Annotated in this window: 19 protein-coding genes; 15 read left to right on the top strand and 4 right to left on the bottom strand. The window is 69.1% G+C overall.

Features of this window, described 5'->3' with window-relative positions:
• Positions 1-27: 27 nt before the first annotated feature.
• The 3 genes from D7X99_RS22125 to D7X99_RS22115 all read left to right on the top strand — a co-directional run bounded on the left by D7X99_RS22125 (position 28) and on the right by D7X99_RS22115 (position 4,185).
• Complete coding sequence (locus tag D7X99_RS22125) at positions 28-2,013, top strand: DUF4091 domain-containing protein (protein WP_121779503.1); 1,986 nt, start codon at positions 28-30, stop codon at positions 2,011-2,013.
• 238 nt (positions 2,014-2,251) lie between these two features.
• Positions 2,252-2,776, top strand: coding sequence for a GNAT family N-acetyltransferase (locus D7X99_RS22120; RefSeq protein ID WP_121752984.1), 525 nt, complete (start codon positions 2,252-2,254; stop codon positions 2,774-2,776).
• 179 nt (positions 2,777-2,955) lie between these two features.
• Positions 2,956-4,185 (top strand): AAA family ATPase, encoded by a 1,230-nt coding sequence (locus D7X99_RS22115; RefSeq protein ID WP_121779502.1) that lies wholly within the window; start codon positions 2,956-2,958, stop codon positions 4,183-4,185.
• Between the two features lie 15 nt (positions 4,186-4,200).
• Here D7X99_RS22115 and D7X99_RS43825 read toward each other — a convergent pair whose 3' ends face one another.
• From D7X99_RS43825 to D7X99_RS22105, 3 genes are read right to left on the bottom strand one after another with little or no spacing between them, the layout of a single operon-like run.
• Positions 4,201-4,572, bottom strand: a complete 372-nt coding sequence (locus tag D7X99_RS43825; RefSeq protein ID WP_233613614.1) for a hypothetical protein — start codon at positions 4,570-4,572, stop codon at positions 4,201-4,203.
• 45 nt (positions 4,573-4,617) lie between these two features.
• Entirely contained in the window at positions 4,618-4,947 is a 330-nt protein-coding gene (locus D7X99_RS43820; protein ID WP_233613612.1) for a hypothetical protein, read from the bottom strand.
• A complete protein-coding gene (locus D7X99_RS22105) occupies positions 4,944-6,683 on the bottom strand; it encodes a PilZ domain-containing protein (RefSeq protein ID WP_158627049.1) in 1,740 nt (579 codons plus the stop codon). The genes D7X99_RS43820 and D7X99_RS22105 overlap by 4 nt, the downstream gene beginning before the upstream one ends.
• 268 nt (positions 6,684-6,951) lie before the next feature.
• On the opposite strand from D7X99_RS22105, the gene D7X99_RS22100 reads away from it, so the two are divergent.
• The 11 genes from D7X99_RS22100 (at position 6,952) to D7X99_RS22055 (ending at position 17,544) form a co-directional block, all read left to right on the top strand.
• Positions 6,952-7,392 (top strand): hypothetical protein, encoded by a 441-nt coding sequence (locus D7X99_RS22100; RefSeq protein ID WP_120575805.1) that lies wholly within the window; start codon positions 6,952-6,954, stop codon positions 7,390-7,392.
• A gap of 180 nt (positions 7,393-7,572) precedes the next feature.
• Complete coding sequence (gene mmsA, locus D7X99_RS22095; protein ID WP_121779531.1) at positions 7,573-9,057, top strand: CoA-acylating methylmalonate-semialdehyde dehydrogenase; 1,485 nt, start codon at positions 7,573-7,575, stop codon at positions 9,055-9,057.
• Positions 9,058-9,127: 70 nt separating this feature from the next.
• Complete coding sequence (locus tag D7X99_RS22090) at positions 9,128-10,381, top strand: GTP cyclohydrolase II (protein WP_121779500.1); 1,254 nt, start codon at positions 9,128-9,130, stop codon at positions 10,379-10,381.
• On the top strand, positions 10,374-11,582 hold the full coding sequence (locus D7X99_RS22085; RefSeq protein ID WP_121779499.1) for a URC4/urg3 family protein: 1,209 nt from the start codon (positions 10,374-10,376) through the stop codon (positions 11,580-11,582). The genes D7X99_RS22090 and D7X99_RS22085 overlap by 8 nt, the downstream gene beginning before the upstream one ends.
• Positions 11,583-11,605: 23 nt before the next feature.
• Positions 11,606-12,250, top strand: a complete 645-nt coding sequence (upp, locus tag D7X99_RS22080) for a uracil phosphoribosyltransferase (RefSeq protein WP_121779498.1) — start codon at positions 11,606-11,608, stop codon at positions 12,248-12,250.
• Positions 12,251-12,305: 55 nt separating this feature from the next.
• On the top strand, positions 12,306-13,079 hold the full coding sequence (locus tag D7X99_RS22075; protein ID WP_158627048.1) for a serine protease: 774 nt from the start codon (positions 12,306-12,308) through the stop codon (positions 13,077-13,079).
• 107 nt (positions 13,080-13,186) lie between these two features.
• Positions 13,187-13,726, top strand: a complete 540-nt coding sequence (locus D7X99_RS43815; protein WP_233613610.1) for a hypothetical protein — start codon at positions 13,187-13,189, stop codon at positions 13,724-13,726.
• Between the two features lie 7 nt (positions 13,727-13,733).
• Positions 13,734-14,579: a hypothetical protein gene (locus tag D7X99_RS43810; RefSeq protein WP_233613608.1), complete on the top strand. Its 846-nt coding sequence runs from the start codon at positions 13,734-13,736 to the stop codon at positions 14,577-14,579.
• 63 nt (positions 14,580-14,642) lie between these two features.
• A complete protein-coding gene (locus D7X99_RS22065) occupies positions 14,643-15,401 on the top strand; it encodes a trans-aconitate 2-methyltransferase (protein ID WP_120575799.1) in 759 nt (252 codons plus the stop codon).
• Entirely contained in the window at positions 15,401-16,690 is a 1,290-nt protein-coding gene (locus tag D7X99_RS22060) for a CapA family protein (RefSeq protein ID WP_121779496.1), read from the top strand. Before D7X99_RS22065 ends, D7X99_RS22060 begins: the two co-directional genes overlap by 1 nt.
• A gap of 128 nt (positions 16,691-16,818) precedes the next feature.
• Positions 16,819-17,544: a carbonic anhydrase gene (locus tag D7X99_RS22055; protein ID WP_121779495.1), complete on the top strand. Its 726-nt coding sequence runs from the start codon at positions 16,819-16,821 to the stop codon at positions 17,542-17,544.
• Positions 17,545-17,551: 7 nt separating this feature from the next.
• Here the strand turns inward: D7X99_RS22055 and D7X99_RS22050 are convergent, their stop codons facing one another.
• The gene (locus D7X99_RS22050) at positions 17,552-18,838 is read right to left on the bottom strand and encodes a chloride channel protein (protein WP_121779494.1); all 1,287 of its coding nucleotides are present in this window, start codon (positions 18,836-18,838) and stop codon (positions 17,552-17,554) included.
• Between the two features lie 227 nt (positions 18,839-19,065).
• On the opposite strand from D7X99_RS22050, the gene D7X99_RS22045 reads away from it, so the two are divergent.
• Positions 19,066-20,151, top strand: coding sequence for an SGNH/GDSL hydrolase family protein (locus D7X99_RS22045; protein WP_120575795.1), 1,086 nt, complete (start codon positions 19,066-19,068; stop codon positions 20,149-20,151).
• Positions 20,152-21,098 lie beyond the last annotated feature (947 nt).

Here is a 21,098-nt window from a genome sequence, read left to right as displayed (position 1 = left end):
GCGGTGCCGGGTCGCGTTGGTCTCTTCATGCCTTCGATTCGACCGTTCCGTGCCGCCCTGTTGTCGCTGACCGTGGCCCTGCCGGTGTACGCGGCCGGGCCCGCCGTGTGGGGCGAGGGGATGATGGTGAAGGTGCGGTCAGGGACCGCCGCCCGGAGCGCCACCGAGGTGCGCCTCACCGCCGCGCGCAACGAGTTCGTCTCCTTCCAGGTAGCGCTGCAAGGCGGAGACACGGGGCTGAAGGGCGTGCGCGCGAAGCTGCCCGCGCTGGAGGGCCCGGGCTCCACGACGCTGACGGGGCCGGACGTGACGCTGTACCGTCAGGCGCTCGTCACGACGAAGCAGGCGTCGGTGGCGGGAGAGTCCGTGGGTGCGTGGCCGGACGGGCTGGTGCCGGACACGGACGAGATCGCCGGTGAGACGCGAAGCGCCTTCCCCTTCGACGTGCCCGCGAAGGAGGCACGAGCCCTCTGGGTGGACGTGCACGTGCCGGAGGACGCGCCGCCCGGGGACTACACGGGCACGGTGACGGTGGAAGCGGACGGAGGCTTCCAGCGGCAGGTGACGGCGAGGCTGACGGTGGTGGACGCGGCGTTGCCGAGCACGTCCTCGCTGTCGTCGGCGTTCCTGCTCTGGCCGCCGCACGTGTGCCGCGCGCACACGGGCCGCGAGGACTGCACGCCGGAGGAGCTGCAGCCGCTGCTCACGCGCTACCAGCGGATGGCGTTGGAGCACCGCTTCACGCTCTCCAGCCTCTTCCCGCGCAAGCCGTGGCCGCCGGAGTGGAGCACCTTCGACGCGACGTGGGGCCCTTACTTGGACGGCACGGCGCCAACGCGGTTGCAGGGCGCGAGGATGACGAGCCTGGAGTACGTGGGTCCGCTCGACGCGGCGAACCTGAAGGACTTCACGGCGCACATGAAGCAGAAGGGCTGGCTGGACCGGGCCTACGTGCAGCTGGGGGACGAGCCGCCCTACGGCACGCCCTTCGCGCAGGTGCGCGCGACGGGAGACCTGGTGCGCCAGGCGGCGCCCGGGCTGCGCACGATGCTGACGACGAACTCGCGCGAGCTGAAGGCCAACGGCCTGGAAGACGCGGTGGACACGGCGGTGCCGCTGGTGAACCACCTGGACGGCACGGACGCGAACTTCCGGGGTGACCAGCGCGGGACGTACACGAACTTCCTGGAGCGTCCGGGAACAGCGTTGTGGATGTATCAGAGCTGCATGAGCCACGGCTGTGCGTATGGGACCAACGCGCCGGAGAACAAGCCGGGCGCGGGCTGGCCGTCGTACATGCTGGACCGGTCGGCGGCGAAGGCGCGCGCGATGGAGTGGGTGACGTTCCTGGAGGGCGCGACGGGCGAGCTCTACTACCAGTCGGTGGGCATGCTCTCCACGGCATGGACGGACCAGTACCGCTTCAACGGCAACGGGGACGGGACGCTCTTCTACCCGGGTACGCCACAGGCCATCGGTGGCAAGACGGACGTACCGGTGGCGTCGCTGCGGCTCAAGCTCATCCGCCAGGGCATGCAGGACTACGAGTGGCTCAAGGCGGTGAGTGACGCGGGAGACCCGGACTTCGCGCGCAAGGTGGCCAGGGACCTGATCCCGGCCGCGTCGCGAGTGACGGACGACGGCGCCGCGTTCGACGCAGCGAGGCTGAAGCTCATCCAGCGTTACGAGGAACTGACCGCGCCCCAAACGCCGGACGCCGGAACGACGCCGCAGGACGCGGGCACGCAGCAGCCGGACGCGGGCACGCAGACGTCGGCGGACGGAGGCACGGAGCCCATGCCGGACGAAGCCGCGGGAGGCCCCTCGCAGGGAGCGCCCGGCTCATCTTCCGATGTGACGCCGGATGCAGTCGATGACGCACAGGCGGGAGGCTGCACCACGGGCGGAGGCGGAACGGCGGCGGTCGCGGGAGGCCTGCTGTTCGCGGCCTGGGCACTCGGCGGCATGCGTCGTCGTCACGCTCGCGTGACCGTGCCCGCCCGGAGGAAATAGGCGCACGCGGAGCACGCCCCCACGTGCGCCTGCCGCAGCGCGCCAGGACGGGGCCCTCCCTGTCCGGAGGCACACGGCACGAACTTGTCCGACAGTCGGACAGGTTTTGGAGCGCCGCGTCCCGGACCCCCGGTCCTGGTAGCCAGGTCGGGCCCGTGTCGGACGGGGGAGGTACAACGCTGGCTGCCTGCCCGGAAGCGCCGCGCGGGCTCCGGGGCGTCATGCTAGAGGGCGGCGCATGAGCACGGACGTGGTGAAGCGAGCCGTCATCCGCGAGGCGCGGCCCGAGGACGACAAGGCAATTGGCGACCTGTTGGTGGAGGCCTACGTCACGCAGTACGCGAAGAAGCTGCCGGAGGTCGTCTACTCCGAGGAGCGCAAGGCGTTCCTGCGCGACGTCGCCTCCAAGCGCAAGGTGTGCACCATCATGGTGGCGGAGGTGGACGGAGAGGTCGCGGGCACGGTGGCCCTGTACCCGCCCGGCGCGCCCGGCACCGAAGCCTGGCTGCCCCGCACAGCGGACCTGCGCGCCCTGGCCACGTCGGTGCGCTACCACGGCCAGGGCCTGGCCCAGCCGCTGCTGGCGGAGGCGGAAGTCCTTGCGAAGCGCTGGGGCGTGGACGCCATCTCCCTCCACGTGCGCCAGGGTGCGTTGGGCGTCGCGCGCATGTACCAGCGCCGGGGCTACCAGCGTACGCCGGAGGGCGACATGGACCGCCGTCCGGACGTGTTCCTGGAAGCGTACCTGTTGCCCCTGAAGTAACGCATGTCAGGCGGGAACGCGGTCATCCGTGGATTGCGCATCCCGTCTGACGCCGGAGGGTCCGCGAAGGCTCGCGTGACCCGGGCACCGGAAGGGATCGTGCGCCGGAGTCGTGGCGTGCGCCCTGCCCCGGAAGGGGCGCCGGTCGGTACGCCGACCCCCACCCCGGTGTTCCCATCATGATGATTCCTGTTCCCGAGCAGTCGCTCGTGCTGCTCCTAGGCCCATCCGGTTCCGGCAAGTCCACCCTCGCGAACGCGCACTTCCTCCCCGAGGACGTGCTGCCCGGCACGGGCAATGAAACGAAGCTCCACGACGAGGTGGCGCGAAGGCTCGCGAAGGGCACGCTCACCGTCATCGACGGCGTCCCGCTCAGCGCCGAGTCACGCCGTCACTACGTGACCCTGGCACGCGACCACCACGTGGCCCTGGTCGCGGTGGCCATGGACACGCCGGAGACGCTCTGTCTGGAGCGCAACCGCACGCGCTCCGGGTCGCACGCCAGTCCCCGAGCCCTGCGCAACCAGATGCAGCAGCTGCAGAACGCGCTGAAGGGACTGACGAAGGAAGGCATCCGGCACGTGCACGTGCTCACGCCGGAGACGGCGGGCGCGGTGGCCTTCGAGCACCGCCCCCTGCCGTGCCACCGCCAGGACGAGCACGGCCCCTTCGACATCATCGGAGACATCCACGGATGCTTCGATGAGCTGAAGGCCCTGCTGACGGAGCTGGGCTACACGGTCGCGCCGCGAGCGGACGGAGGCCCCGGCTTCGACGTGGCCACGCCCGGAGGGCGCAAGGTCGTGTTCCTGGGCGACCTGGTGGACCGAGGGCCGGGCGTGACGGACGTGCTGCGCCTGGTGATGGGAATGGTCGAGGCGGGCACGGCGCTGTGCGCGCCGGGCAATCACGAAATCAAGTTGCTCAAGAAGCTGCGTGGCAAGGACGTGCGCGTGGCGCGCGGGCTCGCGATGACGCTGGAGCAGCTGGAACGTGAGCCGCCCGGATTCTCCCAGGCAGTCGCCGACTTCATCGAAGCCCGCTCGCCACATTACGTCCTGGACGACGGTCACCTCGTGGTGGCGCACGCGGGCCTGAAGGAGTCCATGCACGGCCGGGACACCCCGGAGGTGCGCGACTTCGCCCTCTACGGAGAGACCACCGGCGAGGCGGATGCCTACGGCCTGCCGGTGCGAGCCGACTGGGCCCGGGACTACCGGGGACCGGCGACGGTCGTGTACGGCCACACCCCTGTCACGGAATCCGAATGGGTGAACAACACCCTCTGCGTGGACACAGGCTGTGTGTTCGGAGGGAAGCTGACCGCGCTGCGCTATCCGGAGCGGCAGCTCGTCTCGGTGCCCGCGCAGCGCGAGTACTGGAAGTCACGGAGCCACGCGGCTCCGTGACCCTCCAGGAAGACGTCAGGCCGCCGCCGCGGTGACGCCGCCCACGCTCCGGCGCGCCGCCTCCATGCAGTCGTCCAGGAAGCGCAGGTAGCAGTCCAGCCCGCGCGAGCCGAACGCCGCCAGCCGCCGACCTTCCTCGGGATGGGTGCTCAGGAGCCCCTCCATCATCCGCTCATTGAGCGCGGTGTGTCCCACGTCCACCTCCGCGTGCTCGCGCAGGAAGGTGAGCGTGTCCAGCGTCCCCTGTCCCAGCACCGCGCGCACGTTCGCCAGGATGCGCGGCACCAGCACCACCGCCAGGTAGCCCACCTCGTACTCGATGGCCGCCTGGCCCAGCGGCAGGTCGCCGGTGATGGCCTCGTCGTGCACCTGCCGGTACTCGCGCATGGCGGCCGTGGGTGCCTGGGCGACCAGCGCATCCGCGTCCAGCTTCTACGAGTGGCCAGCGTGCCACTGCGCCGTCAGCACACGCGCGTCCTGGAGGGTCATCAGGTGATGGCCGGCCTCGTGCTTCGCGTGGGTGATGAGCTGCCGGCCCACCTTCTCCTGGCCCAGCGAGATGCAGCGCTCACCGGCGCCGCGGATCCATCCGTCCACGGGCTCGGTCATGTACGCGCCCCGGGCGGACCACTCGATGAGGAAGCGCGCCATCAGGTCCGGCGTGATGTCCGGAGACAGGAGCGTGCGCACGACAGGGTCCGTCTCCAGGCGGGCGCGGGTCTCCGTGGCGTGCGGCAGGTACTGCGTCTGGATGAGGCTCATGACAGCTCCTCCTGGGGGTGGGAGAGCGGACGGGGTGCCGTCTGCTCGCGGATGTGCTCCAGGAACTCGGGAGCGAGGTCGGCGGGGATGAGCCACAGGGAGGGCTTCGCGTCGGGAGCGGCGTCGTGCAGGCCCGAGGCCTCCACGTCACCCGCCTCTTCAGCCAGGAAGGTGAATCCGTCGCGGCCCCGGTCCGCGAACCAGCGGCGAGCCCCATCCATCAGCGCCGGATAGGCCTGCCGTGCACGAGGCGACAGCGCGAACACCCGCACGGAGTCCAGCAGCCCGAAGGGATTGGTGCCGGGAGGCCCCGACTCCAAAACGGCCACCGCCACCGGCTTCGCGCCCTCCCGAGCGACCAGCAGGTGCCGCTCGCGCTCCAGGCCCACCGCCTGCCAGGCCCGAGTCACGTCCCGCAGGTCCAGCGTCTCCAGGCGCAGGTCCAACGCCTCGGCGTAGCAGGCGGGGCGGGTGAGGGCGATCCGCTCCACGAGCAGCCGCCGCTCCGCCTCCGTCGCGGGTCCCAACTCCAGACCCACCGACGGCGGGGCAGGGGGATGGCCACACTCGACGTCAATCATTCGCATCGGCAGCATCAGCGTCCGTCCCGTCGCCGCCATGCGGTCCGCGAAGCCCACGTGCGAGCGGTACGTGAAGGGCACGGTCGACTCGATGTACGCCGCGAACCACCGGAACCCGCTGTCCCGCTGCGCGTGCTCCACGCAGTGCACGTACAGCTCGCGCAGCATCTGTCCCTTGAGGCGCTCGAACCGGGTGGCGTCCTGGCGCCGCGCCAGCTGGTGCACCATCCACACGGAGCGGTAGGGCTTCATCACGGAGAGCGTCGCCTCCACGCCGCGCTCGGAAGGCCACACCACCTCGGTGAGGACGGAGCCCATCGAACCGGCCTGGCGTCCCAGCTCGATGAAGCTCCGCCGCCGCGACTCGAAGTCCTCCGCGGCCCTGCCCGCCAGGTTGAAGTAGCCGGAGTCGATGAACAGCCTCCACTGCTCCTCCACCCGCGCGCCATCGGTGCACGTCGTCGGATGAAGGGCCCGTGACACCAGCGCCTGCCATCGCTCCGAATCCTCGGCGGTCAGCGGCGTCACCAGGAGCCCGCACTGGAGCTCCCCATCGGCGCGGTCCGACACATGGCGCACCTCCCCGCGCAGCGACAGGACCTCACCCGCCGCCGTGCGCAGCTCGATGGGCTGGAGCACCCGGCCCGGCGAAAGACGTTCCCCAGCGCCCATCCGCAGCGCCATCCCGTGCAGGGACACATCCACCGCGTCGCGTTCCCGGCCCAGCCATCCCGGCAGCGGCAGCCGCAAGCGCAGATCCAGAGGAGCAGGAGCACGCCGCTGCGCCCGGCGGCGCACCTGGATCAACTGACGAGGCAGTGGCGTCACCCACGTCCCCGGCTCCGGGGTCTCGCCGGACAGGAGCATCCGGTAGACGCAGCCATGGCCAAACACCTCCACCTCCCAAGCGTCCGCGCCCGGATCCACCGTCAGCCCGGACCAGTGGAGGACTCCACCTTCCAGCTCCAGCGTCTCCAGCCGCAGCGGCGCCGCCGCGTCTCCCCGTCGCAGCAGGGCGGGCGAGCCCAGCGCGGCGGCGGTGGCGAGGATGACGCGGATGCGTTCGGAGTCGGTGACGTCCCACCGTACCTCCCATTCCTGGGCCGGTGCCTCGGACGGCGGACGCAGCTGTGCGCGAGCGAAAGGCGCTCCCACGGTGGACTCTCCAGATGAATGACGTCGGGGGGCGCGCGAATCACCCAGGGCTTCCGTGGATCCGCGCTTGAAATGGATACGAAACCGGGCCGCCCGGTTGGTCATCGAATCCCGGGGGACACGAACACCGGCGGTGCGGCCCGCGGCTTTCTCGTCGTCTCACCTGACGTTGAAACCACGTGGAACCCCATGGGTTTCATGTGACAGGGGGGGCCGCCACGGTGGGAAAGGTGCGTGCGCCCCGGGTCGGGCTTACCCTGTGGAGCCCATGTCCCTCCGCAAGGACTTCATCGAGCGCGCCGCCGAGCAGTTCGCCGCCGCCATCGCCAGCATCCTCAAGGCCCGGAAGGAGAAGCGGTATGGGGACGCACGCAACCACATCCGCGACACCGCCCTCACCGTGCTGGGCATGGAGTACGGCGCGCTCATCCTCGCGGACGCCGAGTCCACCTCGCGCCTGCTCGGCACCGCCTCCCGCGCGCGCATGCTCGCGAAGCTGGTGCGAGAGGACGGCGAGTTGATGCGCGAGCAGGGAGACCCCCTCACCGCCGACTCGCGCTTCCTGCTGTCGCTGGAGCTGTACCTGGAGGCCATCTCGCTCGGCCTCAACCCGGACACCGAGGACGCCACCGCCATCGCGGAGCTGCGCACCCTCACGGACACCTCCGCGCTGTCGGAGCGGCACCAGCGGATGCTCTCCCAGGCCTGACGAGGCGCGGCGCGCACGTTCGCGCACCCGTGCATCGGTCGGGTTTGCGACAGAGCAACATGGGGAGATCCATTGCTTCCGATCAAGCAATGACACGGTGACGCTCCCCGCCTTGCCCTGGCTTCCGGCTTTGCGTCTATCCTTGCCGCCCATTTGTCACGCAACACCGGGGGGGTGCGCGTGTCCTTTGTTCGGTTACCCGAGAGCGTGGTCTCTTGTCGCAACCTCGTGGGCGGAGAGTGGGTCTCTCCGTCCGGAGCGTCCGCGCAGGATGTTCGCAGTCCCTATACCGGCGCGCTCATCGGCCGGGTGCCGCTGACGACCGCGTCTGGTGTCGCCCAGGCCGTGGAGGCCGCGAAGGCCGCCGCGCAAGGCTGGCGCGTCACCCCGCTGCGCGAGCGCACCCAATTCCTGCAACGCTTCCGCACGTTGCTGGAGACGCACCTGGAAAGGCTCGCGCACCTGGCCGCGAGCGAATCCGGCAAGACGGTGGCGGAGGGCCGCGCGGGCCTGCTCAAGGGCATGGAGGTCTGTGATTTCGCCCTGTCACTCCAGAACCTGGACAGCGGCGCGCACCTGGAGGTGAGCAGGGGCGTCACCTGCGAATACCGCCGCGAGCCCCTGGGCGTCGTCGCCGGCATCACGCCGTTCAACTTCCCAGCGATGGTGCCCCTGTGGCTGTTCCCCATCGCCGTCACGGTGGGCAACGCCTTCATCCTCAAGCCGTCGGAGAAGGTGCCGCTCACCGCGACAGCCATGGGCGAGCTGATGGTGGAGGCGGGCTATCCGCCGGGCGTCTTCTCCGTGGTGCACGGCGCGAAGCCCGCGGTGGACGCGCTGCTGGAGCACCCGGACGTGAAGGCCCTGGCCTTCGTGGGCTCGTCCCCGGTCGCGAGGCACGTCTATGTAGAGGGCAGCCGCCACGGCAAGCGCGTGCTGGCGCTGGGCGGCGCGAAGAACCACCTCATCGTCGTGCCGGACGCGGACCCAGAGCTCACGCCGCAGGCGGTGGTGGACTCGTTCACCGGCTGCGCGGGCCAGCGCTGCATGGCGGCCAGCGTGATGCTCGCGGTGGGAGACGTGCAGCCGCTGGTGGACGAAATCCTCCGGCGGGCATCGCGCCTGGAGGTCGGCCCGGGCATGGGAGCGCTCATCGACCGGGGCGCGGTGGACCGGCTGGAGACGGCCATCGCCAAGGCCCAGGCTGACGGGGCGCGAGTGCTCCTGGACGGGCGAGGCAAGAGGCCCGCGGGCGAGGCGTACGCGAACGGCCACTGGCTGGGACCCACGGTGCTGGACGGGGTGCGTCCGGAGATGGAGGCCGCGCGGCGTGAGCTGTTCGGCCCGGTGCTGTCCATCGTGAGGGTGCCCACGTTGTCAGCGGCGCTCGCGGTGGAGAACGCGTCGCCGTATGGCAACGCGGCGTCCATCTTCACCACCCACGGCGCGGTGGCGCAGACGGTGGTGGAGGGCGCCAGGGCCGGCATGGTGGGCGTGAACGTGGGCGTGCCGGTGCCGCGCGAGCCCTTCTCCTTCGGGGGCACGGGCGAGTCGAAGTTCGGCCACGGGGACATCACGGGACCGTCGAGCCTCGACTTCTGGAGCCAGCTCAAGAAGGTGACGCGCAAGTGGTCCGCGCGCACCGACGGCTCGTGGATGAGCTGACGCCGAACGCCGGCGTCTTTCCATTCCCAGACATCATTCCTCTCCCGCGCCCCCCAAGGAGGGTGCACCCATGGCTGACAAGAAGCCCGTCAATCACATCCGTCTTACGTCCCATCCCGACGGGCAGGCGCCCGGAGTCCCCCTGCGCTGGGGCGAGTCGGAGCCGCTGCGCCGGGGCCCGGTGGTGGCCACGCTCTCCGACCCCGCGAACCGGAACGTCATCGGCACGCACTCGGGCGCGTACTCCATCTACCGGGCGCTGGCGGTGTCCGCGGGCAAGCTGCCGCAGGACCACAAGGCGGACCTGACCAACACCTCGCCGGCGGCGCAGGTGGGCCCGCATCCGGCGTGGAGCGACCCCAAGCGCATCGTGTCGCTGGACCCCTGGGGCGCGGTGGCATCGCAGGTGTTCCGGGCCTACGCCGAGCAGGGCGTGGACTACCGGCCCACCATCGCCGTCACCCGGGCCCACATCAACATGCCGGAGGTGCGCGAGGCCATGGCCGCCGGGCGCCTCAAGGTGGACGGCGACCTCGTCGCGGCCAATGGCGACGTGAAGGTCGCGAAGGCCGCGGTGGAGCCCGTCTGGTACCTGCCCGGCATCGCCGAACGCTTCGGTCTCACGGAGGGCGCGCTGCGCCGCGGCCTCTTCGAGCACACCGGAGGCATGTACCCGGAGCTCATCACCCGCCCGGACCTGCACGTCTTCCTGCCGCCCATCGGCGGTCTGTCGCTGTATGTGTTTGGAGACATCGCCGCACTGGCGGACCGGGACGTGCCGCTGGCGGCGCGAGTGCATGACGAGTGCAACGGCTCGGACGTCTTCGGCAGCGACATCTGCACCTGCCGGCCCTACCTGGTGCACGGCATCGAGGAGTGCGTGCGGATGGCGCAGCAGGGCGGCGTGGGGCTCATCGTCTACCACCGCAAGGAAGGCCGAGCGCTGGGCGAGGTGACCAAGTTCCTCGTCTACAACGCACGCAAGCGCCAGGAGGGCGGAGACTCCGCGGCCACGTACTTCCACCGCACGGAGTGCGTGGCGGGCGTGCAGGACATGCGCTTCCAGGAGCTGATGCCGGACGTGCTGCACTGGCTGGGCATCACGCGCATCCACCGCTTCATCTCCATGAGCGACATGAAGCACGACGCCATCGTGCGCTCGGGCATCGAGATTCTCGAGCGGGTACCCATCCCAGATGGACTTATCCCCGCCGACGCGAAGGTGGAGATGGAGGCGAAGAAGGCCGCGGGCTACTTCACGCGAGGGCCGGTGGCGGACGCGGGGGAGCTGGCGCAGGTGAAGGGACGGGACCTCGATGCTTGACGCGATCCGGGTGCAGGAGGTGTCCCCGACGGTGGCGTGGCTGCGCAGCCCGGCGGCCATCCGCGAGCGCTGTCATCAGGTGTTGGACCTGGGGCTCGCCGGCCGGCTGGAGTACTTCCGGGTGGAGCCGTCCCGGTTGCCCACGGTGGTGGACCGGGTGCTGGCGGTGACGCACGAGGCATACCCCCGGCTGGACATCCCGGTGCACAGCCGCTGGAGGCACTTCGACGCGGGAGGAGTGCCCAGGCTCGCGCAACTGGAGGCGAAGCTGGCCCCGCTGCCGCCGGAGGAACGAGCCAGGGCGAAGGTGGACCTGGGCGTGGTGAGCGTGCTGCTGGACGCGGGCAGCGGACCCGCGTGGCGCTACCAGGAACCCGGAGGCGCGTCCTACGTGCGCTCGGAGGGACTGGCGGTGGCGTCGCTGCGCATGTTCATGGCGGGCGGCTTCTCGTCGGATCCGGACCGGCCGCTGCGCGCGGATGCGGAGGCGTTGGGCCGCATGACGCGCGAGCAGCTGGAGCGCGGCTTCCAGGTGTCGGAGTCCAATCCGCTCCTGGGCGTGGAGGGGCGCCTGCACCTCATGCAGGCGCTGTCGCGCGTGCTGCCCAGGCCGGGGGCGCTGTTCGACATGCTGGCCGCGCACCGCCGCAGCGTGCGAGCGGCGGAGGTGCTGGGCACGCTGCTGGAGGTGCTGGGCCCCATCTGGCCGGGTCGCACGACGGTGGACGGAGTGAACCTGGGGGACGTGTGGCCGCATCCGGCGCTCGGGCCGCCGGGGAGCGCGGACGCGCTGGTGCCCTTCCACAAGTTGTCCCAGTGGCTGGCCTATTCGCTGGTGGAGCCGCTGGCGGAGGCGGGCGTGACGGTGACGGAGCTGGACGCGCTCACCGGCCTGCCGGAGTACCGCAACGGAGGCCTCTTCGTGGACCTGGGGGTGCTGGTGCCGCAGGACCCGCGCCTGACGACGGAGGTCTACGGCCCGGGTGACCCGCCCATCGTGGAGTGGCGTGCGCTGACGGTGGCGCTGCTGGACCGGGTGGCCGCGCTGGTGCGAGGGCGTCTGGAATTGAGCGCGGAGGAGCTGCCGCTGGCGAAGGTGCTCCAGGGCGGCACGTGGACAGCGGGGCGCCGGGTGGCCGCGGAGCTGCGCCCCGGAGGAGTGCCGCCCATCCGCATCCGCAGTGACGGCACGGTGTTCTGAAACCCATACAAGGACGGCGACACATGGACTTCCCGAACTGCACGGTGGTGGATCACCCGCTGGTGAAGCACAAGCTGACGGTGATGCGCAGGACGGACACGAGCACGGCGTCCTTCCGGGCGCTGCTGGAGGAGATCTCCCTCCTGCTCGGGTACGAGGCGATGCGAGACCTGAAGCTGCGCGAGGAGGAGATTGAAACGCCCATGGCGCGCACCACGGGCTGGGCGCTGGACGGCAAGAAGCTGGTGCTGGTGCCCATCCTGAGAGCGGGGCAGGGCATCCTGGACGGCCTGCTGCAACTCGTCCCCTCCGCGCGAGTGGGCCACATCGGCCTGTACCGCGACCCGGAGTCCCTGACCGCGGTGGAGTACTACTACCGCGTGCCCGCCAACCTGGAGGACCGCGACGTCATCGTCTGCGACCCGATGCTCGCGACAGGCAACTCCGCGGTGGCGGCGCTCCAGCGAGTGAAGCGAAGCCGCCCGGGCTCATTGCGCTTCGTGTGTCTGCTCGCGTGTCCGGAGGGCCTGACGAACCTGCGCGAGCACCACCCCGACGTGCGAGTCTTCACCGCCGCCATCGACGAGAAGCTGGACTCGCACGGCTACATCCTGCCCGGCCTGGGCGACGCGGGAGACCGCCTCTTCGGCACGAAGTCGGTGGACTGACTAGTCTCGATTTCCTGGATTGACGGTGAGGCATGAATCCTTCATGTCTCACCGCATGAAGACATCCCGTTTCGCATCCGCGTTGATGGCATTGGGGTTCCTCGCCTGTGGTGGAGAGCCGGATGAGGTAGCGGTCCCCGGCGTCCAGACCCAGGAGATCCTCGGCGGAAGCCTCGCGGCCCGGTACGAGCTGCCCCACCAGGTGCGCCTCCACGTGACGGGCGCGTTCACCTGCGGAGGCACGCTCCTCCGGGCCGGCTGGGTGGTGACGGCCGCCCACTGTGTCGAGGGCGTCACCCCCGCCTCCATGCGCATCTACGCGGGAGACCTGCGGCTGGGCTCGGTGGAGGCGGACGAGCAGTACCGAGCGGTGTCGCGCAAGGTGATGCACCCGTCCTACGACGGGTCGGTCCACGACGTCGCGCTCCTCCAACTCGCCCAGCCCTTCAACCTCTCCCAGGCGGTGCGGACGCTGACGCTGCCGGATGCGCCCGCGCCCCTGGGTGCGCCGTACGTCGCGAGCGGCTGGGGCCGCACCCAGACAGCGCCCACCTCCGATGCGCTCAAGCGAGTGAGCCTGAGCATCACCTCCACGGCCACCTGCCGAGACATGGTGGGAAGCGACTACGTCAACGGCGCGGTGCTGTGCACGGCGCCGAGCGCCACTGCCAACGTCTGCACGAAGGATGACGGCGGGCCCCTGGCCTTCAACGGGAAGTTGTATGGGATTGTGAGCGGGTTCGGCTCCAACCAGTGCAACACGTTCTCCATGTTCACCAACGTGGCCACGTACACGCCGTGGATCCGCTCCGTCATCAACGGGACGTGATGCACTGAGCCAACGCTGTTTCGCACCTTGGCTCTTGAGAACCTGGAAAGACGGATTTAAACGTTGAACGGTCTAAACGTTTTTGTCCATTTCCCGGGAGTCCAGGCATGCGCGCGTCGTGGCGGTCCACCCTGATGGCGGTGATGTTGGGCGCGGTCTTCGCGGAAGGAGTGGAGGCGGCGGAGCCCGGCACGCAGCATTGGGCGGAGAATCTTTCCGCCGGAACAGGCACGTCGGAGCTCGTGGGCACGCGAGACGGGCTGCTCTACGAACCCAACGCCGTGATGCGCCGTCCCGAAGGCCTGAGCCGGCTCACGGGCCTCTTCGAGTTCCCGGCGCGCACGCTCGAGCAGCCGGTGGACACCTTCCGTCCCCAGGTCCAGGCGTCGGTAGGCCTGGGGCAGGGCGTCGAAGTGGACGTGCGCGTGAGAACCCCCGGAGGAGCCTGGAGCGAATGGCGCACCGCCACGGGAGACGAAGCCGTACGCCTGCCCCGCTCGGGCACGGAGGTGCAGGTGCGCCTCGTGCTCATCGCGGACGAGCGAGGCCGCGGTCCCGTGGTCCAGACGGTGGGCCTGGAGGGCTGGCGCGGAGGAGGGGCTCCAGACGCTCGCGCCGCTGACCTACCGCGTCTACGCCACCCGTGAGGGCCTGGTGGGCGGCACGACGGCGAACGGCCACGTCATCAAGACCAACGACCGCTTCGTCGCGTTGCCGTCGCGGCGAGGGCTCGCGTCGAACGGAGGCTCCGAGTACCAGGTGCGCGTCTGTTATTCGAAGACAGCGAAGTGCGCGACGACGTCCGTCTGGGACGTGGGCCCGTGGAACACGAAGGACGACTACTGGAACCCGTCCAGCGTGCGCGAGATGTGGAAGACGCTGCCGCAGGGCAAGCCGGAGTCGCAGGCGGCGTACCAGGACAACTTCAACGGCGGGTTGGACCAGTTCGGGCTCCGGCCGGCGAACCCCGCGGGCATCGACCTCGCGGACGGGACGTTCTGGACGGACCTGGGCATGTCGAACAATGACTGGGTGGACGTGACGTACCTGTGGACGTCCGGCGGAGGTTCGTCGACGGGGCTGGTCATCGACAGCAACAACGCGAACAACGACCAGTCCAAGGGCTACATCCAACTCACGGGCACCAGCTGGGCGTCGTCCACGAACGTGGCGGGCTATTACGGCACCAGCTATCTGGTGTCGGCGGGAGCGGCGGTGTCGGAGCCAGCGACGTTCTGGTTCTACCTGGCCGCGGCGGGAACGAAGACGGTGGACGCATGGTGGACGGCGGCGAGCGACCGCTCCACGGTCGCGCCCTTCATCGTCACGAACGCCTCCGGCACGCAGCTGGCGAACGTGAAGGTGAACCAGACGGTCAACGGCGCAAGGTGGAACACGCTCGGCACGTGGAGCTTCCCGGCGGGGTGGAACAAGGTCCAGCTGAGCCGGTGGGTGACGGCGGGGACCTACGTGGTCGCGGACGCCATCCAGGTCCGTTAGGCCTCATGGACGCACGGGTTGTCCGGGCGGTAGAACGGTGCCCCATCTCCGAGGAAGTCATCCATGGCGTCGTTGCGCACCGTGCTCCCGCCTCCCGTGGAGGAGCCACAGCTCTACACCGACCTTGCCGGCTGGTGGCCGTTGTTCTCGCCACCGGAGGAGTATGGCGAGGAGGCGGAGGACCTGCTCCCCATGTTGCATCCGGAGGAGGGCCCGGCGCGCACGATGCTGGAGTTGGGGTCGGGCGGAGGAAGCCTGGCCTTCCACATGAAGAAGCACTTCACGCTGACGCTGACGGACCGCTCGGCGGAGATGGTGGCGGTGAGCCGCAAGGTGAATCCGGAGTGCGAGCACCGCGTGGGGGACATGCGCTCGCTGCGGCTGGGGCGCACCTTCGACCGGGTGATGGTGCACGACGCCATCATGTACGCGGTGGATCGCGAGGACGCGCGGGCCACGGTCCACACGGCGGCGGCGCACTGCCGTCCGGGAGGCCGGGTGGTGCTGTTGCCGGACTGCGTGCGTGAGACCTTCGAGCCCCTCACCGAGTCTGGAGGACACGACGGGCCGGACGGGCGCGGAATGCGCTACCTCATGTGGACGTGGGATCCAGATCCGGACGACGAGACGTTCGAGACCGCGTTCGCCTATCTGCTGCGCGAAGCGGACGGAACGGTGAGCATGTCGCAGGAGCGCCACCGCTTCGGTCTGTTCCGGCGTGAAGACTGGCTCGAATGGATGCGAGAGGCCGGCTGTCCCGCGACGACGCGCAGGGACCCCTGGAACCGGGAAGTATTCATCGGAGTGCGGGAGCAGGACTGATGCGAGGGTGGGGGGCCCTGCTGGTGTTCATCCCGCTGTGTGGGATGGCCGCGCCCGCGCGAGTGGAGCTCGTCTTTGGCGGAGACGTGATTCCGCACGGCGAGGTGAAGTCGGTGGCGAAAGCCCACGCGCGCAGTGGAAACCACGAAGGTTGGGACCACGTCTTCGGCCCAATGTCGGACGTGCTGCGAACAGCGGACGTGGGCGTGGTGAACCTGGAGACGCCGGTCACGGCCAACACCAAGGCCTTCACGAAGGAGCTGGTCTTCAACGCGCCCCCAGCCATGGTGCAGGCCCTGGTGAACGCCGGAGTGAAGGTGGTGTCCACGGGCAACAACCACGCAAGGGATCAGCACATGGAAGGCCTGGTGGAGACGCTGCGACACCTGGACGCGGCGGGACTGCGCCACACGGGAACGGGGACGACAAGAGACGCGGCCTGGGAGCCGGTGTTCATGGAGGTGCGAGGCATCAAGCTGGGCTTCCTCTCCTTCACGAGGAGCCTGAACGGCTTCAGCAACCCGAAGGAATCGGACGCGCCGCACGTGGCGCTGTTGCCCTATCCGGAGCACGCGTCGAGAAGGGGGCTGAAACCGGAGGAAGCACTGGAGCGGGTGCGAGCAGCGGCGGCGAAATGTGACGCGCTCTTCGTGATGGGGCACTGGGGGCGCGAGTACACGGACACGCAGAATCCCATGGACAGGGCCTTGGGGCAGTCCTTCCTGGAAGCAGGAGCCTTCGCGGTCATCGGTCACCATCCGCACGTGTTGCAGCCGTTGGAGGCATACACGACGAAGTCCGGGCGCCGGGGTTTCATCGCCTACTCATTGGGCAATCTGGTGGCGAACCAGGCGCGCTTCTACCGTCACGTGAAGGGGCAGCTGGGCAAGGACGGAGACAAGAGAGACACACTGCTCCTGCGAGTCGGAGTGACCAGGGCGGAGCCCGGAGCCCCGGTGTCCCTGGCGGATGTTTCAGTGTTGCCGGTCTGGATTGAAAACAACGCCCAGGGCCGCAAGGCGAAAGCGAAGCGGAACATCCAACCGGTACTCATCGACCGCGAGATTGAAGAGGTATCACGAAGGTTGGCCGCACTGACCCAGCGCACAGCGACGCCCGACAAGACAGCCCGAGCCGAGAAGGCCGCCCTTGAGCAGCGCCTGGCAAGCGCCCGATACCGCCGCGAACGCATCCTGAGGATGCTGCCCGCGGAGTTCCGGGTAGCCACCCCGGAGCTGAGGCGGAGGGACGACAGAGCCGTGGGGCTGGCGGCTCAGACCGTGCCCTGAACCTCAGGTAGGAGGACGTGCGACGGCGGAGTGTCGTGGAGTCCATGGTTTCCGGTCCGCCGCCCTGTTACCCCTGAGGGGCGCTTGGACTCGCGTCCTGGCGTACACCCCACCCCAGGTCACACCCCATGATTCCTCTTCTTCGCACCGCTGCGGCCATCGCGCTGCTGGGCCTCGCCATGCCCGCGCTCGCCGAGGACCCGCATCCAGCCCACCCCGCCGTGAAGCCCGAAGCGCCGCCGGTCACCTTCCACCGGCTGGAGCAGGGCAACCTGCGCTTCACCAAGGGCGTGGCACGCCACCCCGCGCAGACCCTCGCGGTGCGCCACGCGCTGGCCAACGAGCAGCACCCGCACGCCATCGTCGTCGCCTGCAGCGACTCGCGAGTGCCCCCGGAGCTCGTCTTCGACCAGGGCCTGGGTGAGCTCTTCGTCGTGCGCGAGGCCGGCAACGAGTTGGAGCCCCTCGCCATCGCCAGCATCGAGTACGGCGTCGCCAACCTGGGCGTGCGCCTCATCGTCATCATGGGCCACGAGTCCTGCGGCGCAGTGAAGGCGGGTCTCGCCATTCCGGACGGCCAGAGCACCGGCTCGCCCAACCTCGACGCGCTCGTCTCCGCCGTGAAGAGCAACCTCATCGACGCCCACCTCACGGACGCGGACAAGCACGACCCCAAGGTGGTGAAGGCCTCGCACGCGAACGTGGACGCCGTCACCCGCCAGCTCACCGAGCGCTCCCAGCTCCTCAAGGCCAAGGTCGACGCGGGCGAGCTCGCGGTCGTCTCCGCCATCTACTCGCTGGACACCGGGCACGTGGAGTTCTGGCACACGGAGGGGCTCGTCCCCTCCAAGTAGCGCCCGCTCAGCGAGGCGCCCCGGGTTCCTTCCGGGGCGCCTCGTGCAGGTCGCGCAACGCGACGACACGGTCCAGCAGGGGCCCGCCCAGCTTCTTCCGGGCGATGCGCTGCGACGGATAGATGCCCCGGTGGCCCGTGAGCAGGTACGCCACCGTGGCGACGATGGCCACGTGAGGCAGCACGGAGGCGCCCACCAGCTCCACCGCCATCAGGGACAGCGCGAGCGGCGTATTGGCCGCCGCCGCGAACAGCGCCGCCATGCCTACCGCCGCGCCCAGGTCCACGGGCAGTCCCAACAGCCGAGCGAGGACATTGCCCAGCGCCGCGCCAATGAAGAACAGCGGAGTCACCTCACCGCCCAGGAACCCCGCGCCCAAAGTCACCACCGTGAACACGAGCTTCCAGGCGAACGCGCCCCAAGGCAGCGACACGTCCTCGAACGCGCGAAGGATGCCGGGCACGCCCAGGCCCAGGTAGTCGCTGGTGCCCGCGAGCTTCCAGAGCCCCACCACCCCCAGGCCACCCAGGGCCATGCGCACAGGAAGCCAGGGCACGCGGCGCTCCAGGATCCGCTTCAGTCCATGCGTGCCCTCGATGAAGGCCACCGCCACGCCCGCGATGCCCACCGCGAACACCAGCCACTTGCCCAGCACGGGCAACGTCAGCGCCAGCGCCTGAGGCACCGGGTACGCGGTGTGATGGATGCCCAGGCCGCGAGTCACCAGGTCGCCCACGACGGCGGCCGTGAGCGCGGGCAGGAGCGCCTCGTAGCCCAGCCGGCCCACGCACACGACCTCCAGCCCGAACACCGTGCCCGCCAGCGGCGTGCCGAACACCGAACCGAAGCCGCCCGCGATGCCCGCCGCCAGCAGCTCTCGCCGGGTATCCGGAGCCACGCGGAAGCGCCAGGCAATCTGGTCCGCCAGGCTCGCACCCATCTGCACCGCGGTGCCCTCGCGTCCCGCGCTCCCACCGAACAGGTGCGTGAGCACCGTGCCCAGCAGCACCATGGGCGCCATGCGCAGGGGAATCACCGCGTCGCCCGCGTGCACCGTGTCCAGCACCAGGTTGTTGCCGCCCCGGATGGACGCGCCCCACCGGCCGTACACCGAGCCCAGGACGAGTCCCGCCACGGGCAGCGCGTACACCAGCGACTCATGCGCCAGCCGGAACTCCGTGGCCTCCTCGAGCAGCGCCAGGAACACCGCGGACGCCACGCCGCACACTCCCCCCACGATGGCGCCCAACAGCAGCCACTGGCCCAGTGCTCGGGCGCTCCCGGAGATGTTCATGGCCGCACTCCAGTCGTGAAACAACGCGTCAACCGGAAGCGCCGCGTCAGAGAAGGGCGCGCGACAGCACCACTCTGACGCATCGTGGCGGAATTCATGTTCAACATGGAATACATAGTGCGGAGTTAATTCCGGTCTGCGGAGTGATTCCTGAATCAAAGCCGTGTACCGTGCGCGGCCTCTCCCCATTGCCGGGGCGGGAACCCCCTACCTCTTCAGGAGCCGGTATGTCCGTTCGTCGCAGCGGGCTGTCCCTCGCCGCCGTCCTCGCCGCCACCACCCTCAGTGGCACCGCGCTGGCCAGCACCATCAACCAGAACACGTCGTGGACCATCAACCGCTCGGCGTCGCAGACGTACCGGGTGGTGGCCTACGGCGACTCCATCTTCGCCGGCTATAACGGCGGAATCTCCAGCGTGGGGCGTCGTGCGGCCCCGGTGGTGGAGGGTGAGTACGCGGCGAAGAAGTGGGGCGCCAACGTGGAGGTCATCCGCCGCACGAAGTCCGGCGCGAAGGCGGACGACATCTACAACAACAAGATCGTCTCTGAGCGCTCCTACATGCAGGACGCCAAGACGCGCGTCGTGATGTTCGAGATGTGCGGCAACGACTACCTGCAGGCCCGCAGCGCGTTCACCGACCAGACCGGCACCTGTAACTACAGCGGCCTGCAGAACGCGCTGGCGACCTGCACCACGTACATGGAACGTGGCATGCAGACCATCAACCAGTACGCGACCACCGCCAAGGTGAAGGTCATCTCCAACATCTATTACCCCGGCTACGACGCGGACAACGTGCTGACGGCCTGCACGGACGCGACGACGGGCCAGAAGGTGAACAAGCAGCAGTACTTCCTGCCGCTGCTGGCGCGCAGCAACTGGCGCGCCTGCAACCTGGCGGCGAAGTACGGCTTCAAGTGCTCGGACGCCTTCGCGGAGATGATGGCGTCGGACTACGACCGCAACGGCGACGGCCAGATTGACTCCGAGGCCATCGCGTACCGCGCCGGCGAGACCGAGGACGCCTACGTGCAGCGCATCAGCGTCACCCTGCGCAGCACCCTGCGCGACGCGAACGGCCACCTGGCGAACAGCAGCACCAGCTACGACTACATCCAGTCGGACAACACGCACCCCACGTACACGGGCTCCACCATCAGCGTGAACATCTTCTCCGGCTCCGGTTCCGGCTCCGGAGCGCCGTCCTACACGGACGCCCAGGTCGTCAACGGCAAGAACCCGGACTGGAACAAGTTCGGCCACGAGCGCATGGGCTGGAGCATCTCCACGTTCGACCCCGCGACGCCGTGAGCTGAGGCGGCATCCGTAGGGAGAAAGGGCCTCCGACCTGTCACCGGGTCGGGGGCCTTGTCGTGTCCGTACCGACGGAGCGGCCAGCAGCCCTGTCAGCGGCCAGGCGTTCAGGCCTCTATTCGTCGGAGCGCCAATGATCAGGTTCGGCTCAAACGAAGGTTTGACGTCTTCGGCCTGAAGCGTTAGAGAGTGCCCCCTCCGCGACGACCGGCGGGCCCCTGGGCCTCGGAAGGTCAGCGCGGGGGAAGAAAAGGATCGACGAAGGTTGTTGATCCCGAACGCGGCAAAGAGGTAGAAGCCGCGCCCCTCACCTCGAAGCCCGCGCACTGGCGCGGAAGGCACTTCGGGGAGAGAGCAGCACCGAAAAGAAAATAGGGCAGTCAACCAAGCGAGTTGACAGCGAACGCGGCGAAGAGATAGAAGCCGCGCCCCACCGAAGAAGCAGCAGTCCGGAAAGCAACACGACGGACGCAAAGCGGTGAGGAAAGCTGACAGCAAGCGGTTGACAGGGAACGCGGCGCTGAAGTAGAAGCCGCTCCCCTTCGAAAAGAAGCGGCGGAAGTCACTGGACGGCGCCGACGAACTTCGAAGAAGCCTGCAGGACGCAAAAGCGAAGTTGACGCTGACTGCGAACTGAAATAGAAGCTGCAACCCCGCCGGACGGAACAGGCCGGCAAGCAACAAAGTCGCGACAAGCGGCTCGGTCTTTGAAAACCAAATAGCAAGCCCAAGAAGTAATGGATTGCGGAAACCCGCAGTCAATTTTTTGAGGGCGCTTCACCTCAAGAGCAGCGCTGAAAAGCGCAGCGAGAGGGAGGTGCCGACGAATCAGCGAGCCGAGACTCCTTAGCCGGGTCTCGGGGAACGCCGGTTCAAGCAAACCAAGAATACAATTGGAGAGTTTGATCCTGGCTCAGAACGAACGCTGGCGGCGTGCCTAACAC

It is taken from the genome of Corallococcus sp. AB032C (genome assembly GCF_003668935.1).
Lineage (GTDB): Bacteria > Myxococcota > Myxococcia > Myxococcales > Myxococcaceae > Corallococcus > Corallococcus exiguus.
Note: the sequence above shows the minus strand (reverse complement) of the source record. Positions and strands in the feature narration are given on the sequence as shown.

What these genes read in the sequence shown, in the direction of transcription:
- D7X99_RS22090 (WP_121779500.1), top strand. Translation starts at nt 9,128, where the DNA reads ATGGCTGACAAGAAGCCCGTCAATCACATCCGTCTTACGTCCCATCCC.
- D7X99_RS22045 (WP_120575795.1), top strand. Translation starts at nt 19,066, where the DNA reads ATGTCCGTTCGTCGCAGCGGGCTGTCCCTCGCCGCCGTCCTCGCCGCC.
- upp (WP_121779498.1), top strand. Translation starts at nt 11,606, where the DNA reads ATGGACTTCCCGAACTGCACGGTGGTGGATCACCCGCTGGTGAAGCAC.
- D7X99_RS22115 (WP_121779502.1), top strand. Translation starts at nt 2,956, where the DNA reads ATGATGATTCCTGTTCCCGAGCAGTCGCTCGTGCTGCTCCTAGGCCCA.
- D7X99_RS22055 (WP_121779495.1), top strand. Translation starts at nt 16,819, where the DNA reads ATGATTCCTCTTCTTCGCACCGCTGCGGCCATCGCGCTGCTGGGCCTC.
- D7X99_RS22050 (WP_121779494.1), bottom strand. Translation starts at nt 18,838, where the DNA reads ATGAACATCTCCGGGAGCGCCCGAGCACTGGGCCAGTGGCTGCTGTTG.
- D7X99_RS22120 (WP_121752984.1), top strand. Translation starts at nt 2,252, where the DNA reads ATGAGCACGGACGTGGTGAAGCGAGCCGTCATCCGCGAGGCGCGGCCC.
- D7X99_RS22125 (WP_121779503.1), top strand. Translation starts at nt 28, where the DNA reads ATGCCTTCGATTCGACCGTTCCGTGCCGCCCTGTTGTCGCTGACCGTG.
- D7X99_RS43825 (WP_233613614.1), bottom strand. Translation starts at nt 4,572, where the DNA reads ATGCGCGAGTACCGGCAGGTGCACGACGAGGCCATCACCGGCGACCTG.
- D7X99_RS22085 (WP_121779499.1), top strand. Translation starts at nt 10,374, where the DNA reads ATGCTTGACGCGATCCGGGTGCAGGAGGTGTCCCCGACGGTGGCGTGG.
- D7X99_RS22060 (WP_121779496.1), top strand. Translation starts at nt 15,401, where the DNA reads ATGCGAGGGTGGGGGGCCCTGCTGGTGTTCATCCCGCTGTGTGGGATG.
- D7X99_RS43815 (WP_233613610.1), top strand. Translation starts at nt 13,187, where the DNA reads ATGCGCGCGTCGTGGCGGTCCACCCTGATGGCGGTGATGTTGGGCGCG.
- D7X99_RS22065 (WP_120575799.1), top strand. Translation starts at nt 14,643, where the DNA reads ATGGCGTCGTTGCGCACCGTGCTCCCGCCTCCCGTGGAGGAGCCACAG.
- D7X99_RS22100 (WP_120575805.1), top strand. Translation starts at nt 6,952, where the DNA reads ATGTCCCTCCGCAAGGACTTCATCGAGCGCGCCGCCGAGCAGTTCGCC.
- D7X99_RS22075 (WP_158627048.1), top strand. Translation starts at nt 12,306, where the DNA reads ATGAAGACATCCCGTTTCGCATCCGCGTTGATGGCATTGGGGTTCCTC.
- D7X99_RS43820 (WP_233613612.1), bottom strand. Translation starts at nt 4,947, where the DNA reads ATGAGCCTCATCCAGACGCAGTACCTGCCGCACGCCACGGAGACCCGC.